General features: G+C 67.6%; 17 protein-coding genes. 12 read left to right on the top strand and 5 right to left on the bottom strand.

Going from position 1 to position 13,736, the window contains the following annotated elements:
* Positions 1 to 585, top strand: a 585-nt coding sequence (gene leuD, locus EPO55_RS00505) for a 3-isopropylmalate dehydratase small subunit (protein WP_296334417.1), incomplete at its 5' end; no start/stop codon positions are given.
* Between the two features lie 19 nt (positions 586 to 604).
* Positions 605 to 1,468 (top strand): EamA family transporter, encoded by an 864-nt coding sequence (locus tag EPO55_RS00500; RefSeq protein WP_296334416.1) that lies wholly within the window; start codon positions 605 to 607, stop codon positions 1,466 to 1,468.
* Here the strand turns inward: EPO55_RS00500 and EPO55_RS00495 are convergent.
* Positions 1,465 to 2,748 (bottom strand): ArgE/DapE family deacylase, encoded by a 1,284-nt coding sequence (locus tag EPO55_RS00495; RefSeq protein WP_296334415.1) that lies wholly within the window; start codon positions 2,746 to 2,748, stop codon positions 1,465 to 1,467. The genes EPO55_RS00500 and EPO55_RS00495 overlap by 4 nt on opposite strands.
* 92 nt (positions 2,749 to 2,840) lie before the next feature.
* On the opposite strand from EPO55_RS00495, the gene EPO55_RS00490 reads away from it, so the two are divergent.
* Positions 2,841 to 3,869, top strand: a complete 1,029-nt coding sequence (locus EPO55_RS00490; protein ID WP_296334414.1) for a lysine-2,3-aminomutase-like protein — start codon at positions 2,841 to 2,843, stop codon at positions 3,867 to 3,869.
* A 13-nt stretch (positions 3,870 to 3,882) separates the two neighbouring features.
* On the opposite strand, the gene EPO55_RS00485 is transcribed toward EPO55_RS00490, so the two are convergent.
* Together EPO55_RS00485 and gcvA are read right to left on the bottom strand one after the other, a co-directional pair.
* Positions 3,883 to 4,347, bottom strand: coding sequence for a copper chaperone PCu(A)C (locus EPO55_RS00485; RefSeq protein ID WP_296334413.1), 465 nt, complete (start codon positions 4,345 to 4,347; stop codon positions 3,883 to 3,885).
* Positions 4,348 to 4,446: 99 nt separating this feature from the next.
* Complete coding sequence (gcvA, locus tag EPO55_RS00480) at positions 4,447 to 5,370, bottom strand: transcriptional regulator GcvA (protein ID WP_296334412.1); 924 nt, start codon at positions 5,368 to 5,370, stop codon at positions 4,447 to 4,449.
* 141 nt (positions 5,371 to 5,511) lie between these two features.
* Between gcvA and EPO55_RS00475 the strand changes: the two genes are divergently transcribed.
* Both EPO55_RS00475 and ada read left to right on the top strand, forming a co-directional pair.
* Complete coding sequence (locus EPO55_RS00475; RefSeq protein WP_296334411.1) at positions 5,512 to 5,751, top strand: DUF1127 domain-containing protein; 240 nt, start codon at positions 5,512 to 5,514, stop codon at positions 5,749 to 5,751.
* A 75-nt stretch (positions 5,752 to 5,826) separates the two neighbouring features.
* A complete protein-coding gene (gene ada, locus EPO55_RS00470; protein ID WP_296334410.1) occupies positions 5,827 to 6,948 on the top strand; it encodes a bifunctional DNA-binding transcriptional regulator/O6-methylguanine-DNA methyltransferase Ada in 1,122 nt (373 codons plus the stop codon).
* Here ada and EPO55_RS00465 read toward each other — a convergent pair.
* Positions 6,882 to 7,436, bottom strand: a complete 555-nt coding sequence (locus EPO55_RS00465) for a Smr/MutS family protein (RefSeq protein ID WP_296334409.1) — start codon at positions 7,434 to 7,436, stop codon at positions 6,882 to 6,884. The genes ada and EPO55_RS00465 overlap by 67 nt on opposite strands.
* A 47-nt stretch (positions 7,437 to 7,483) precedes the next feature.
* Here EPO55_RS00465 and EPO55_RS00460 point away from each other — a divergent pair, with 47 nt between their 5' ends.
* From EPO55_RS00460 to rpsT, 5 genes are all read left to right on the top strand, one after another.
* On the top strand, positions 7,484 to 8,830 hold the full coding sequence (locus EPO55_RS00460; protein WP_296334408.1) for a tetratricopeptide repeat protein: 1,347 nt from the start codon (positions 7,484 to 7,486) through the stop codon (positions 8,828 to 8,830).
* Positions 8,827 to 9,510, top strand: coding sequence for a YggS family pyridoxal phosphate-dependent enzyme (locus EPO55_RS00455; RefSeq protein WP_296334407.1), 684 nt, complete (start codon positions 8,827 to 8,829; stop codon positions 9,508 to 9,510). The genes EPO55_RS00460 and EPO55_RS00455 overlap by 4 nt, the downstream gene beginning before the upstream one ends.
* The gene (gene mutM / locus EPO55_RS00450; protein ID WP_296334406.1) at positions 9,503 to 10,342 is read left to right on the top strand and encodes a bifunctional DNA-formamidopyrimidine glycosylase/DNA-(apurinic or apyrimidinic site) lyase; all 840 of its coding nucleotides are present in this window, start codon (positions 9,503 to 9,505) and stop codon (positions 10,340 to 10,342) included. Before EPO55_RS00455 ends, mutM begins: the two co-directional genes overlap by 8 nt.
* A gap of 31 nt (positions 10,343 to 10,373) precedes the next feature.
* Positions 10,374 to 11,153 carry an enoyl-CoA hydratase gene (locus tag EPO55_RS00445; protein WP_296334405.1) on the top strand — a complete coding sequence of 260 codons (780 nt, stop codon included), beginning with the start codon at positions 10,374 to 10,376 and terminating at the stop codon, positions 11,151 to 11,153.
* Between the two features lie 74 nt (positions 11,154 to 11,227).
* Positions 11,228 to 11,491, top strand: a complete 264-nt coding sequence (gene rpsT, locus EPO55_RS00440) for a 30S ribosomal protein S20 (protein ID WP_296334404.1) — start codon at positions 11,228 to 11,230, stop codon at positions 11,489 to 11,491.
* A gap of 197 nt (positions 11,492 to 11,688) precedes the next feature.
* Here the strand turns inward: rpsT and EPO55_RS00435 are convergent, their stop codons facing one another.
* On the bottom strand, positions 11,689 to 12,015 hold the full coding sequence (locus tag EPO55_RS00435; protein ID WP_296334403.1) for a hypothetical protein: 327 nt from the start codon (positions 12,013 to 12,015) through the stop codon (positions 11,689 to 11,691).
* Between the two features lie 64 nt (positions 12,016 to 12,079).
* Between EPO55_RS00435 and EPO55_RS00430 the strand changes: the two genes are divergently transcribed.
* Both EPO55_RS00430 and dnaA read left to right on the top strand, forming a co-directional pair.
* Positions 12,080 to 12,544, top strand: coding sequence for a rhodanese-like domain-containing protein (locus EPO55_RS00430; protein ID WP_296334402.1), 465 nt, complete (start codon positions 12,080 to 12,082; stop codon positions 12,542 to 12,544).
* 71 nt (positions 12,545 to 12,615) lie between these two features.
* On the top strand, positions 12,616 to 13,736 hold a 1,121-nt coding region (dnaA, locus tag EPO55_RS00425; RefSeq protein WP_296334401.1), incomplete at its 3' end, for a chromosomal replication initiator protein DnaA.

Below are 13,736 nucleotides of genomic sequence, written 5' to 3'. Positions count from 1 at the left end.
ACGCCGCTGATGCGCCAGAACGTCGACACCGACCTGATCATCCGCATCGAGCGGCTGGTCGACAACGTGACCCGCGACGGCCTCGGCCCCTATTGCTTCGAGCAGATCCGCTTCAAGCCCGACGGCAGCGAGGACCCGGACTGCATCTTCAACCAGGCGCCCTATCGCGGCGCCCCGATCATCCTCAGCCGGGAGAACTTCGGCTGCGGGTCGAGCCGCGAGGGCGCGGTGTGGGCACTCAAGGGCATGGGCATCAAGACGGTGATCGCGCCCTACTTCGGCGACATCTTCAACAACAACTGCTTCCAGAACGGCATCCTGCCGGTGGCGCTGCCGATCGCGGAGATCGAGCAGCTCGCCGACGAGATGAAGGCCTCGCCCGGCAATGCCCGCGTCACGGTCGACCTCGAGAACTGCACCGTCGTGTCGCCCACGGGGCGCGTCATTCCCTTCCAGATCGATGCAAGGCGCCAGCACGCCATGCTGAACGGGCTGGACGACATCGCCCAGACCATGAGCCACAAGGGCGAGATCGAGGCCTGGCAAACCAGCGACAAGACCGCTCGCCCCTGGATCTGGCTGTGACGGATCTGGCTGTAGCCTTGTGAAACCTCTCCACGCCGCCGCGGCGCTTCTCATCGTGGCGATGTGGGGTCTCAACTTCACCGTCATCCGCTTCGGCCTCGACGAATTCCCGCCCTTCGCCTTCGCGACCTGGCGCTTCGTGCTGTGTGCGCTCCCTGTGCTGTTCGTGGCCCGGCCCGACATCTCCTGGGCGACGCTGGCCGGCATCGGTGGCTTCATGTTCGGCGGCCAGTTCGTCTTCCTGTTCTTCGCCATGCAGGCGGGCCTCCCGCCCGGGCTCACGTCGGTGCTGGTGCAGCTGCAGGGCCCGCTCACCGTGGTGCTGGCCGCCCTTTTCCTGCGCGAGCACGCCACGCGCGCCCAGTGGCTCGGCCTCGCCGCCGCCGCGGTCGGCGTGGTGCTGATCAGCCGCTCGGTCGAAGGCACCGCCAGTCTGCTCGCCGTCGGACTGGCGCTGCTCTCTGCGCTCACCTGGGCCACCGGCAACCTCTTCTTCCGCTCAGCGCGCGGCACCTCGATGTTCGCCGTCACCGTATGGGCGAGCGTGCTGCCGCCGATCCCGTTCGCGCTGATGAGCCTCGCCGTCGAAGGCCCCGAGGCGCTTCTGATGCCGATCCTCAACCCGACATGGCGCGGTTGGTTCGTGCTCTTCTATACGGTCGTGCCCGTGATGTGGCTGGGCTACCTCATCTGGGGCACGCTGCTGCGCACCTATCCTGCCGGCAAGGTCGGGCCGATCTCGCTGCTGGTGCCTTGCGCCGCCCTCCTCTTCGCCTCGCTGCTGGTCGACGAGCCGATCGGCGGCCTGCGCCTGCTGGGCGTCGTCGTGGTGCTGGGTGGCGTGGCGATCGGCGTGTTCGCCTCGGGCCGGCGCCTGCGCTAAGCGGCCTTCTGCAGGCCGCACCATTCGGCGATGAACAGCGCCGTGGCCTGGGTGATCTTGCGGATCGATTCGAGATTCACGCGCTCGTCGAAGCCGTGGATGTCGTCGGACTCCGGGCCGTAGACCAGCGCCGGGATGCCGGCATAGAGGCCGAAGAAGCGGTTGTCGGCGGTGCCGGTGGAGGTCTTGTCCTCGAGCTCGCTGCCGAACACCGTCTTGTGCGCCTCGGCCAGCACGACCCGCACCTGCTCGTGGTTCTTCAGCACGAAGGGCTCGGCCTGGAAGCCTTCCCAGGTCACGCTGGGCGGGTTGTTGCCCAGGAACGGATCGTTGGCCGCGGCCTGGCGCACCAGATCCTCGATCTCCTGCCGGCATTCCTTGAGGGTCTGCGACGGCAGCACGCCCACGCGCATGTCGAAGGTACACCAGGACGGCACCGAGCTCGCCCAGTCGCCGCCGGCGATCTTGCCGACGTTGAAGTTCACCGGGTGATGGTGATCGCAGAAATGCTTGTCGTGCGCCTTCTTCGCATTCCACTTCTTCTCCAGCTCACGCAGCCGCTGGATCAGGCGGAACGCCGATTCGATGGCGTTGGAGCCGGCATCGGCCTTGTAGACATGCACCGGATGGCCCGTGACCTTGACCTGGAACCACATGACGCCGACCTGGGCCACGGTCAGCACGCCCGATGACGGTTCGGGAATGAGGGCCGCCTCGGCGCGGTAGCCGCGCTGCAGGCAGGCGAGCGCACCGTTGCCCGTGCACTCCTCCTCGACGACCGACTGCTGGTAGACGTCGGCCGCGGGCTGCCAGCCCAGCGACTTCAAGGCGCGCAGCGCGAACACATTGAGGATCAGCCCCGCCTTCATGTCGCCGGCACCGCGGCCGTACATCCAGCCGTCCTTGATCGCGGGCTCGAAGGGATTGCGCGCCCACATCTCGTGCGGGCCCTCGGGCACCACGTCGATATGACCGTTCAGGATCAGCGAGCGCCCCTTCGGATTGGACGGCCGCCAGGCGCCGACGACGTTCCAGGCATCGTCATAGTCCTGGCTGTGCGGCGAGTAGCCCGGCAGGTGTTTCAGATCGTCGATCTTGATCTGCCAGCGGTCGACGCCGAGGCCATCCTCCTTGAACAGGCGGGCCATCATGTCCTGCGCCGGCGCCTCCTGGAAACGCGTCGAGGGGATTTTCACCAGGTCGGCCAGGACCTTGGTCTGCTCGTCGAACCGGCGGTCGACTTCGCTCATGATCTTGGTCTTTACGGCGGCTTCGAGCATGGGCGGCATTCCTATGGATGTTGGGTTTGGCCGACATTGGCCGACGCGAAATGACTCGTCAAAGCGGGCCCAGCCTTCTATTTCACGCCGCAATGCCGACGCTGCGCACCTTGCAGGAACTGGACCGCGACGGGCTGCTGAGCCCCGATCCGCGGCTGGCGGCGGCTGCCCAATCGATGGCCATTGCGATCACACCGGAGATGCTTGCGCTGATCGATCGCGCCAGGCTCGCGCACGACCCCATTGCCCGCCAGTTCGTGCCCAGCGCCGCCGAGACCGACGTGTCGGCCGACGAGCTGGCCGACCCGATCGGCGACGAGGCCCGCTCGCCGGTGAAGGGGCTGGTGCACCGCTATCCCGACCGCGTGCTGCTGAAGCCGATCCACGTCTGCCCGGTCTATTGCCGCTTCTGCTTCCGGCGCGAAAAGGTCGGCCCGGGCGGCGAAGCCCTGTCGGCTGCCGAACTCGAGACGGCGCTCGCCTATATCCGCGCCCATCCTGAAATCTGGGAAGTGATCCTGACCGGCGGCGATCCGCTGATGCTGGCGCCACGCCGGCTGGGCGAGCTGATCGCGGCGCTCGATGCGATCCTGCACGTCGCGGTCATCCGCGTTCACTCCCGCGTCCCGGTCGTCGATCCGGGACGGGTAACGGAGGAATTGGTCGCCTCGCTCAAGCCGCGGCGCGCCAGTCTCTGGCTCGGCATCCACTGCAACCATGCCCGCGAGCTCGCCGACCCTGCCCGGGCGGCGCTGGCGCGCCTGGCGGACGCCGGTATTCCCCTGATGGGCCAGACCGTCCTGCTGCGCGGCGTGAACGACGATATCGAGACCCTGGAGGCGCTGATGCGCGCGCTGGTGACGTGTCGCGTAAAACCCTACTACCTGCACCATCCCGATCTGGTGCGCGGCACCGGGCATTTCCGCGTCTCGATCGAGCACGGCCAGGCGCTGACGAAGGCCTTGCGCGGCCGTCTCTCGGGGCTTGCCCAGCCGACCTATGTCCTCGACGTGCCCGGCGGCCACGGCAAGGTCCCGATCGGGCCCGCCTATCTCGGCGACGATCCGTCGGCGCTCACCATCGAGGACGCCTTCGGCGGGCATCATCGCTATCCCGGGTGAGCCGGGCGAATCCCTAGAGTGTTTGCGTGCCGACCGGACCGGGTGCCTCGACAGCCAGTTCGATGTCCATTTTGCCGGCGTTTTCAAAAGCCAGCGTGACGGGCGCCCGTGAACCTGGTTCAAGCGGGGCCTTGAGGCCCGTCAGCAACAGATGATAGCCGCGCGGCTTGAACGTCAGTGTGGTCCCCGGGGGCAGGGCGAGGCCGCCCTCGCGTTGGCGCATACGCAGGCCGTCGCCCACCACCTTGATGGCGTGGATCTCGATATGCTCCGCCACCGGACTGCTGGCCGCGATTAGCCGGTCCGGGATCGTTCCCTTGTTGGTGATCGTGAAGAAGCCGCCGCCCTCCGCCGTGGCCGGCAAGGACGCGCGCGCCCAGGGGCCGACGACTTCGATCCCGCCCAACACGAAACTGCGGGCCGCAGCAGGACCCTTCGGGCCTTCGGAGGTATTACGTGAACGATTGAACCAGCTCATGGGAGCGTCTTGTAGCGCGAAGCGAGCGGGCTCGTCATTTGCCGTCCAGCTCTTATCGAGGATTAGATTTGTTGCTGGCCCGGACCTGCCCGCCGCCGGTCAGCGACGCCCGGTCGCGGCAAGGGCGGTTCGGCCCGAGCGAGTCTGCGGTGTGCTGAGTTCCTCGACCAGCCATTCCTCGAAGGCGCGCGTCTTGGGCCGGCCCACCGAGGCCGGCGGGCACACGAACCACCACGCCTTGCCGCTGTCGACGATCTGCGGGAACGGCTGGAACAGCCGGCCCGACGCCAATTCCTCGCGGAAGAGCTGGGGCGGCCCGAGGGCAACGCCCGCGCCTTCCATCGCCGCTTCCACCGCGATCATCGTCGAATCGAACGTGAGCACGCGCTTGGGCTTGAAGTCGCCCAGGCCGACGGCGCGCAGCCAGATCGCCCATTCGGGATCGTAGGTCATGTCGATGAAGGGCACGCGCTTGAGATCTTCCAGGGTCTTGAGCTTGTCGCGATAGCGCCGGCCGCACAGCGGCGTCAGCACGTCGCTGAACAGGCGCGTGGCATGCACATCGGGCTCGGGCTGGACGGTGAAGCGGATGGCACAGTCGAAATCCTCGCGGGCGAAATCGACCCGCCGCTGGGTCGTCGTCATGCGGACCTCGATCTCGGGGTGCTTGGCCTGGAAGCGATGCAGCCGCGGCGCCAGCCAGCCCAGCGCGAAGGTCGTCACCAGGCTGACGTTCAGCGTGCCGGAGTTGGCCTTGCGGCCGACGCGCTCCAGCGCATTGGTCATGCGGTCGAAGGAATCGCGCAGGTCGGGCAACAGTGCCGCGCCCTCGCTGGTGATCTCGAGCCCGCGCGGGCGGCGCACGAACAACGCCACGCCCAGCCTTTCCTCGAGCGCCTTCACCTGATGGCTTACCGCAGCTTGGGTCACGTGCAACTCCTCGGCGGCATGCGTGAAGCTTGCGTGACGGGCGGCGGCCTCGAAGGCGCGAAGAGCGTTGAGCGGCAGCTGAGAGCGGCTCATTTAAGGCACGCATGCATAGATTTTCTATGCCTCCCCCGAGGTTTCATCCTTTGTAATCACGCACATTCTATAGCAAATATAACAAAGAAACGAGGCACAAGAAGCTCCTTCGAGCCTTCCCGCCTCTAACGGAGCTAAGTCATGTCGACCCTGTCCAGCGTGCGGGCTTTCGCCCGCGCCGATGCCCCCTCCTTCTCCCTCGGCCGCACTGTCGCGCTGTTGGCCGGTGCGGTTGTCGTTGGAATCGAGGCCGTCATGACCCGAGCCGAGCTTGCCCGTTCGCGACGCCAGCTCGCCCAGCTCGACGAGCGTCTGTTGCGCGACATCGGGCTCGACCGCGGCACCGCGCGCCACGAGGCCACCAAGGGCTTCTGGGCGTAAGCCCCTCTCGTCGGGATAAAAATTGCCGTCGGCAGGCGGATAGAGCAGGTTCGGTCATGGTGCTTTGATGGCGCCATGACCCAACACCCTCTCTCACTGCCCACCTTGGCTCTCGCCACCCACACCCTCCCCGACCCGGACACGTGCTGGCAGGCACTGCTGCGGCGCGACCGGGCGTTCAACGGCCGGTTCTGGTTCTCGGTCCGCTCGACCGGGGTCTATTGCCTGCCGTCGTGCGCCGCCCGTCAGCCGCTGCGCCACAACGTGGATTTCCACGCCTCGCCCGATGGCGCCGAGGCGGCGGGGTTCCGCGCCTGCAAGCGCTGCAAGCCACGCGACTGGCGGGCCGATCTCGGCCTCAGCCAGCCGGTGGCCCGCGCCTGTGCCCTTTTCGACTCCACCCTCGCCGACACGCCGCCTTCTCTGGCGGCGGTGGCACGCAAGGTCGGGCTGTCGAGCGGGGCGCTCAGCAAGCGTTTCGTGGCCGAACTGGGCGTCAATCCCCGCGACTGGCTGGTGGCGCGCAAGCGCCAGCGCTTCCGCAAGGCCCTGCGCGGCGGCGAGACGGTGGCCGACGCGCTCTATGGCGCGGGCTACGGCTCGCCGAGCCGCGTCTACGAGAGCAGCGACAGGACGCTCGGCATGACGCCGGCGACCTATGCCAAAGGCGGCGCCGGCGCCCATATCGACTACACGACGGTCGATTCCGACTATGGCCGCGTGCTGGTCGCGGCGACCCACAAGGGCATTGCCGCGGTCTTCCTGGGGGACAGCGACCGGGCGCTCGAGAAGTCGCTGCACAACGACTTTCCGGCGGCCGAGATCGCCCGCAACGATCGTACGCTGGGCCCGCGCGTGAAAAGCGTTCTGGCTCGCCTTTATGGCCGCAAGCCGACCGCCCTCGATGCCGCCGACGTCCCGTTCGACATCGTCGGCACCGCCTTCCAATGGAAAGTGTGGAAGGCGCTGACCGAAATCCCGGCCGGGCAGACCCGGACCTACGGCGAGATCGCCCGTCGGATCGGCGAACCGAAGGCCGCCCGCGCCGTCGGCCGGGCCTGCGCCACCAACCAGGCGGCAGTCGTCATTCCCTGCCACCGCGCCGTCGGCGCCAGCGGCGCGCTCACCGGCTACCGCTGGGGCGTGGCCCGCAAGGAACGTTTGCTGGCCGAGGAACGCCGGCGCAGCAACACGTAGAAGGCGCCGCTGCCGCCATGGTGCGGGTGCGCGGGACGGACGCTGCGCACGCGGGCACGATTGTCGACCCGGTTGAGCCAGCCGATGAATTCGGCGCGGATGCGGCCACCCACCAGGCGGCCGCCTTCCTCGCGCAGCCCCTTGCCCGTGACGATCAGGACGATGCGAAAATCACGGTCGGCCGCCCGTCCGAGAAACTGGCCGACGGCACGTTCGGCCGCCACCAGGGTCATGCCGTGCAGATCGAGCGTGGCTTCGGGGGCAAGCTTGCCGCGCGACAGGGCGCGCGCGACATCGCGGTCGAAACTCTTGTCGGCGACGCTGAGATCCGGCTCCACCGGCGCGACCGGCCGCCGCTTCGCCGGCAATGGCTTGGCAGCCGGCGGCGGTGGCGCGGCCTTGGCGGCAGCGCGCGCCAGACGGCGCCGGCCATCGAGCCGCTTCACGTCGGCCATCGCAGCGGCGAACAGATCGGCGTCCTTGACCATGGCATTTCGTGTAGCCTTGGCCGTGGGGCGGGTCTACACAGCGCGCCATGGCCCTGCCTTCCTCCACTCCGGCGCCGCAGCCCGATCCGGATCTCCAGACTGGCCTGCAATACCTGCGCGCCGGCTGGTTCGACCGCGCCGAGCCGCTGTTCCGTGCGGCTCTCGGCCGCTACGGCGAGCGGCCCGACATTCTGCACTATCTCGCGGTCTGCCTGTCGCAGCGCGGCGCGCTGGCCGAAGCCGAAGCGATGTGGCGCAAGGCGCTGGCCAAAGACCCGAACGAGCCGATGCTGTCCTACAATCTCGGTCTGGTCGCGCGCCGACAGGGCCGCCTCGACGAAGCAGCCCGGCGATTCCGCGACACGATCCGCCGCACGCCGGCGCATGTCGAGGCGCGGCTGGCGCTTGCCTCCATCTACATGGACATGGGCCGCTTCGCCGCCGCCGAGCGCGAGCTGGGCGAGTTCGTCACCAATCTCGACACCGCCATCCAGCAGCCCGGCGGCGAAGGGCTGAAGCCGCTCCAGGCCAGGGCGCGCAATATGCTGGGCTATGCGCTCTACCGCATGGGCCACTTCTCCCCGGCGATCGAGGTCCTCGACATGGCGATGGTCGATGCCGGCGAAGACGCTGCCCGCCGCGGCCAGATCCTGGGTGACCGCGCGCTCGCCCTGGGCGGACTCGGCCATTTCGACGAGGCGATCGCCGAAGCCGGTCGTGCCCTCACCCTCGCCCCCGACAGCCCGAACCTCAATCATGTGACGGGCTTCGTGCTCTATCATGCCGGGCGACCCAGCGATGCGATCGCCCCGATCCGGCGGGCGCTCGAGCTCGATCCCGCCTTTGCGGCCGCGCTCAAGACGCTGGCCCTGGCGCAAGCCGCCGCCGGCCAGGCCGACGAGGCCGTCGACCTGCTGCACCGGGCGTTGCGCGCGAACCCGCGCGACAGGGACGCCGTCCTGCAGCTTTCCAACCTGCACATCGAGAGGCAGGAGTTCGCCGAAGCTCTCGAGGCTCTCGAAGCCCATGTGAAGGCCGCGCCCGACGACGTGCAGGCGCTGAACAACCAGGCGCTGGCCCTGCGCGGTCTCAAGCGCTTCGAGGAGGCGCGACGGGCGCTGAAGCGCGCCTCGCGGCTGGCGAGCGACGATCCCCTGGTGCTGACCAACCTCGGCCGCGTGCTGGTCGACCTCGGCCGCGCCGCCGAGGCGCGGACGTTGCACGAACATGCGCTGCGCGGCCTGCCGGGCGATCCGCGATTGCTCACCCACTACGGTGCCTGCCTCGCCGCGCTGGGCGAGCGCGACAAGGCCCGCGAAACCCTGGACTCCGCCCTGGCGGCCGATCCCAACAACGCCGAGGCCCTGGCGTTTCGGACGAGCCTGGATACATGAGCACCGGCGCCGAGCGTTTGGCCGACGTCCACCAGCGCATCGCCGCCGCCGCCCGTGCCGCCGGCCGCGATCCGGCGGGCGTTACCCTGGTCGCCGTATCCAAGACCCACGGCGCCGACCGCGTCCGCGAGATGCTCGAGGCCGGCCAGCGTGTGTTCGGCGAGAATCGCGTCCAGGAGGCGGAAGAAAAGTTTCCCGCCCTCAAGGCCGAGCATCCGGATCTCGAGCTGCACCTGATCGGCCCCTTGCAGACCAACAAGGCGCGCGATGCGGTGGCCCTGTTCGACGTCATCCAGTCGGTCGACCGTGACCGGATCGCCGTGGCGCTGGCCAAGGAGATGGAGCGGCAGGGCCGTCGGCCGGCCTGTTACATCCAGGTCAACACCGGCGAGGAGCCGCAGAAGGCGGGCGTGCTGCCGGCCGATCTCGACGCCTTCGTGACCGCCTGCCGCGACACCCACAAGCTGCCGGTCGTCGGGCTGATGTGCATCCCGCCCGTCGACGAGGCGCCGGCGCTGCATTTTGCCCTGCTGGCCAAGATGGCGGCCCGCAACGGCCTTGCCCGGATCAGCATGGGCATGAGCGCCGACTACGAGACGGCGGTGAAGCTCGGCGCCACCCATGTTCGGGTCGGCAGCGCGCTGTTCGGCGCGCGGCCGCCGCTCGCGACTCATGCCTGAGCTTCCCGAGGTCGAGACCGTCCGCCGCGGCCTCGAACCCCGGCTGGTGGGCCGGCGCATCGTGCGGTTGTTGCAGCGACGCCGCGACCTCCGCCTGCCGCTGCCGGCGCAATTCGCCAAGCGGGTCGAGGGCCGCACGGTGCGGGCGATCGACCGGCGGGCGAAGTATCTGCTGATCCGGCTGGACGACGGCAACACCCTGATCGCCCATCTCGGCATGTCCGGCCGCATGACGTTGCACGATGCCGCGAGCGCCGCCGAGCATCCGTTCGACCGGCACGACCATGTCGTGTTCGAAACCGACGAGGGCTGGCAGGTCCGCTTCAACGACGCCCGCCGCTTCGGCCTGATGCTGCTGGCCGCCGACGCGGCGCTGCCCAGACACAAGCTTTTCAAGGGGCTGGGCCCGGAGCCGCTGGGCGACGACTTCGACGGCAGCGTGCTGGCCGGTCGCCTGAAAGATCGGCGCACGCCCATAAAGGCCGCGCTGCTCGACCAGAAGACGCTGGTCGGCGTCGGCAACATCTACGCCTGCGAGGCACTGTTCCTGGCCGGCATCTCGCCCCGCCGCTCGTCCCACACGGTGCAGGGCGAGCGCGCCGAGCGGCTGGTGGCCGCGATCAAGAAGGTGCTCCATCGCTCGATCGAGGACGGCGGCTCGACCTTGCGCGACCATGTCCAGCCCGGTGGCGAGCTCGGGTATTTTCAGACCCGCTTCAATGTCTACGACCGTGCCGGCATCGCCTGTCCGACCCGCGGCTGCGGCAAGACCGTGCGCCGGCTCGTCCAGTCTGGTCGCTCGACCTTCTATTGCGCGCACTGCCAGCGCTAGCTAAGAGCGGCCGATAGCCGGGAGGAAACCAGTGGCGGCATACGAGAACATCCTGACCGAAACCAAGGGCCGCGTGGGAATCATCCGGCTCAACCGGCCCAAGGCGCTGAACGCGCTGTGCGCCGATCTGGTGCGCGAGCTCGGCCAGGCGCTCGATGCCTTCGAGGCCGATCCCGGCATCGGCTGCATGGTCCTGACCGGCAGCGACAAGGCCTTCGCCGCCGGCGCCGACATCAAGGAGATGAAGGACAAGTCCTACCAGGACGTCTTCCTCCAGGACTTCATCACGGTCGGCTGGGAGAAGGTGAGCCAGGTGCGCAAGCCGATCGTGGCCGCGGTCGCCGGCTATGCGCTGGGCGGCGGCTGCGAGATGGCGATGATGTGCGACTTCATCATCGCCGCCGACAACGCCAGGTTCGGCCAGCCCGAGATCACGCTCGGGACCATTCCCGGCGCCGGCGGCACCCAGCGCCTGCCGCGCTTCGTCGGCAAGTCGAAGGCCATGGACCTCGTCCTGACGGGCCGCATGATGGATGCCGCAGAAGCCGAGCGCTGCGGTCTGGTCAGCCGAGTCGTGCCGCTGGCCGACCTGATGACCGATGCGCTCGCCACGGCCGAGAAGATCGCGGGCCTGTCGCTGCCCGCCACGATGGTCGCCAAGGAAGCGGTCAACCGGGCCTTCGAGACGACCCTGGCCGAGGGCGTTCGCTTCGAACGTCGCACCTTCCATGCCACCTTCGCCTTCGACGACCGGGCGGAGGGAATGGCGGCCTTCGCCGAGAAGCGCAAAGCAGGCTGGAAACATCGCTGATTGGGTGGTTTTGGCGCGCTTGACCGGTCCCCATGCGGCCCGTATAAGCCCGCCCTTCGAGCAACGAGGACTAAATGGCTAATCACAAGTCGGCCCAGAAGCGCGCCCGCCAGACTGAGACCCGCACCGCCGTGAATACGGCGCGGCGCAGCCGCATCCGCGGCTCGGTCAAGAAGGTCGAGGAGGCGATCGCCACCGGCGACAAGAAGGCCGCCCAGGAAGCGCTGCGCGCGGCGCAGCCGGAGATCCAGCGCGGCGCGATCAAGCGCATCGTGACCAAGAATGCCGCCGCACGTCGCGTGTCGCGCCTCTCGGCGCGCATCAAGGCGATGGCCTGATCCGCTCTACCTTCTTCAGTGGATGTGAACGCCGCTCCCACGAGCGGCGTTTTCTTTTGTCGGCAACTTCGTCGGCAGATTCTTTCGACGACGGAATGGCAAAAAAAATTCGTCGGCATTCGACGAAGAGCATTTGGTCACCAATTGGGCGAACAACATACGATTCGCGTTTATCGCCCCGCATGAGCGTCGAGGCGCTAGATATTGAGCGTCGTCGCGCGTACGGCGCGACGAGAAATAGATTCATCAGAGTTGTCAATCGAGTCGCGCGAGGAACTGTCTGAATAGCGTGCGGCGTTCTCTGTTGAATCGTTTGCGCTCGTCATCGGGTCTGCTAAGAGTCCGTTCATCGCGACGGGGCGTGGGGCGCTGGAACGCGAGCCAAGGCGGAGACGGGGGGCTTCCTCTTCGCCATAACGAACGAGGGAGAGCCGCAGCGTTTCTGCATCAGCGATGATCGAAAGATGAAGCGTCCCGACAACGACGCTCAGCCAGAATTTTTCATCGCTTCTGCCGCGCTGCATGTCTTCCCGTCGATCATTGGCTCGAGGTTCGACGCCCCGCTACGACAAATGAAAAGCGGGGGCCATGTCGAAAGACAACAAGATTGCCGGCACATACGAGGTGTCCCCCGCAGCCGGCTATGCCGGCGACGTGGCGCCGGCGACGGCCTGGAAAATTCTCACCGAACACAAGGACGCGGTATTGATCGATGTCCGTACGCGGCCCGAATGGAATTTCGTCGGACTGCCCGATCTCGAGCCGCTGGCCAGGAAGCCGGCGCTGGTCGAGTGGCAGGTCTTCCCGAGCATGCAGCCCAATCCCGATTTCGTGACCGCGCTCTCGGGCGCGTTTGCGGACAAGGATACACCGCTGCTGTTTCTCTGTAGGAGTGGAGCCCGATCGGCCGCGGCGGCGAAAGCCATGACCGCGGCCGGCTACAGTACATGTCTCAACGTGGCGGACGGCTTCGAAGGTCCCCTGAATGCCGAGGCCAGGCGCGGCGCGGCAGGGGGATGGAAGGCAGCAGGGCTTCCATGGAGACAGACGTGAACCGAATTCAAACACCGATTCCAGGCAATAACGACGCAGCGTACGACAAGAAGAGTGTGGCGGGGGCCGAGATGGATGAAATTGCGGGCCGCAAGGAGCTGGAGGCACATTGGGTGCGCGTCTGCGATCGGCTTCGCAAGGAAATCGGCGACAAGGCGTTCAAGACCTGGTTCGGCGAGGTCGAGCTGGGTGAACTGAAGACCGGCAAGCTCCGTCTATATGCCCCGACGCGCTTCGTCCGCGATTGGGTCGGCCGCCACTATGGCGACCGCGTGCTCGCCTATTGGCAGGCCGTGGCGCCCGATGTGAAGAGCGTCGAGGTGAACCTCGTGCCCCCGCCGGCGCCGCGCCGGCCCAACGAGATCATCGCCGTGCCGCCGCTGCCGTCGTCGCAGAACTACCAGCCGCCGATGCCGCGCATGGGGCCGTCGATCGGCCGCGGCGGCGACGAGGCCTTCTCCGGCCCGGAGGCGCGCTACACCTTCGCCAACTTCGTGGTCGGCAAGCCCAACGAGTTCGCCTACGCCGCCGCCCGCAACATCGCCGAGCAGGACCGGCCGCTGCCGGAACGCAACCCGCTCTATATTTTCGGCGGCGTCGGCCTCGGCAAGACCCATCTGATGCATGCCATCTGGCATGCGCTCCGCGAGCGCGATCCCAAGACCCGCGTCCTCTACCTGACGGCCGAGAGCTTCGTGAACCGCTTCATCCAGGCGCTGCGGACCAAGAACACCGGCCAGTTCAAGGAGCTGTTCCGCAACGTCGACGTGCTGATGGTCGACGATGTGCAGTTCATCTGCGGCAAGGAAGCCAGCCAGGACGAGTTCTTCTTCACTTTCAATTCGCTGGTCGAGCAGAACAAGCAGATCGTGCTCAGCTCGGAGAAGCCGCCGAGCGAGCTCCAGGACATCGAGGAGCGCATGCGCTCCCGGCTGGGCAGCGGGCTGGTGGCCGACATCCATTCGTCGACTTACGAACTGCGCCTCTCGATCCTGCAGACCAAGGCCGAGAATGCCCGGGTGCCTGTGCCCACCGCGGTGCTGGAATTCCTCGCGCACAAGATCAGCACCAACATCCGCGAGCTCGAGGGGGCGCTCAACCGCGTCGTCGCGCACGGCCAGCTGATCGGCCGCGAGATCACCGTCGAGATGGCGCAGGACGTGCTGCACGACCTGCTGCGCCAGGCCGACCG

The organism is Reyranella sp. (assembly GCF_004296935.1).
GTDB lineage: Bacteria > Pseudomonadota > Alphaproteobacteria > Reyranellales > Reyranellaceae > Reyranella.
The sequence above is the reverse complement of the archived record's forward strand: the minus strand, read 5'-3'. Positions and strand labels throughout refer to the sequence as shown.

Bases quoted from the DNA above. Each gene is read 5' to 3' on its own strand.
- rpsT (WP_296334404.1), top strand. From the start codon at position 11,228: ATGGCTAATCACAAGTCGGCCCAGAAGCGCGCCCGCCAGACTGAGACC.
- EPO55_RS00430 (WP_296334402.1), top strand. From the start codon at position 12,080: ATGTCGAAAGACAACAAGATTGCCGGCACATACGAGGTGTCCCCCGCA.
- gcvA (WP_296334412.1), bottom strand. From the start codon at position 5,370: ATGAGCCGCTCTCAGCTGCCGCTCAACGCTCTTCGCGCCTTCGAGGCC.
- EPO55_RS00435 (WP_296334403.1), bottom strand. From the start codon at position 12,015: ATGCAGCGCGGCAGAAGCGATGAAAAATTCTGGCTGAGCGTCGTTGTC.
- EPO55_RS00475 (WP_296334411.1), top strand. From the start codon at position 5,512: ATGTCGACCCTGTCCAGCGTGCGGGCTTTCGCCCGCGCCGATGCCCCC.
- EPO55_RS00455 (WP_296334407.1), top strand. From the start codon at position 8,827: ATGAGCACCGGCGCCGAGCGTTTGGCCGACGTCCACCAGCGCATCGCC.
- EPO55_RS00485 (WP_296334413.1), bottom strand. From the start codon at position 4,347: ATGAGCTGGTTCAATCGTTCACGTAATACCTCCGAAGGCCCGAAGGGT.
- EPO55_RS00465 (WP_296334409.1), bottom strand. From the start codon at position 7,436: ATGGTCAAGGACGCCGATCTGTTCGCCGCTGCGATGGCCGACGTGAAG.
- EPO55_RS00490 (WP_296334414.1), top strand. From the start codon at position 2,841: ATGCCGACGCTGCGCACCTTGCAGGAACTGGACCGCGACGGGCTGCTG.
- EPO55_RS00460 (WP_296334408.1), top strand. From the start codon at position 7,484: ATGGCCCTGCCTTCCTCCACTCCGGCGCCGCAGCCCGATCCGGATCTC.
- EPO55_RS00495 (WP_296334415.1), bottom strand. From the start codon at position 2,748: ATGCTCGAAGCCGCCGTAAAGACCAAGATCATGAGCGAAGTCGACCGC.
- mutM (WP_296334406.1), top strand. From the start codon at position 9,503: ATGCCTGAGCTTCCCGAGGTCGAGACCGTCCGCCGCGGCCTCGAACCC.
- ada (WP_296334410.1), top strand. From the start codon at position 5,827: ATGACCCAACACCCTCTCTCACTGCCCACCTTGGCTCTCGCCACCCAC.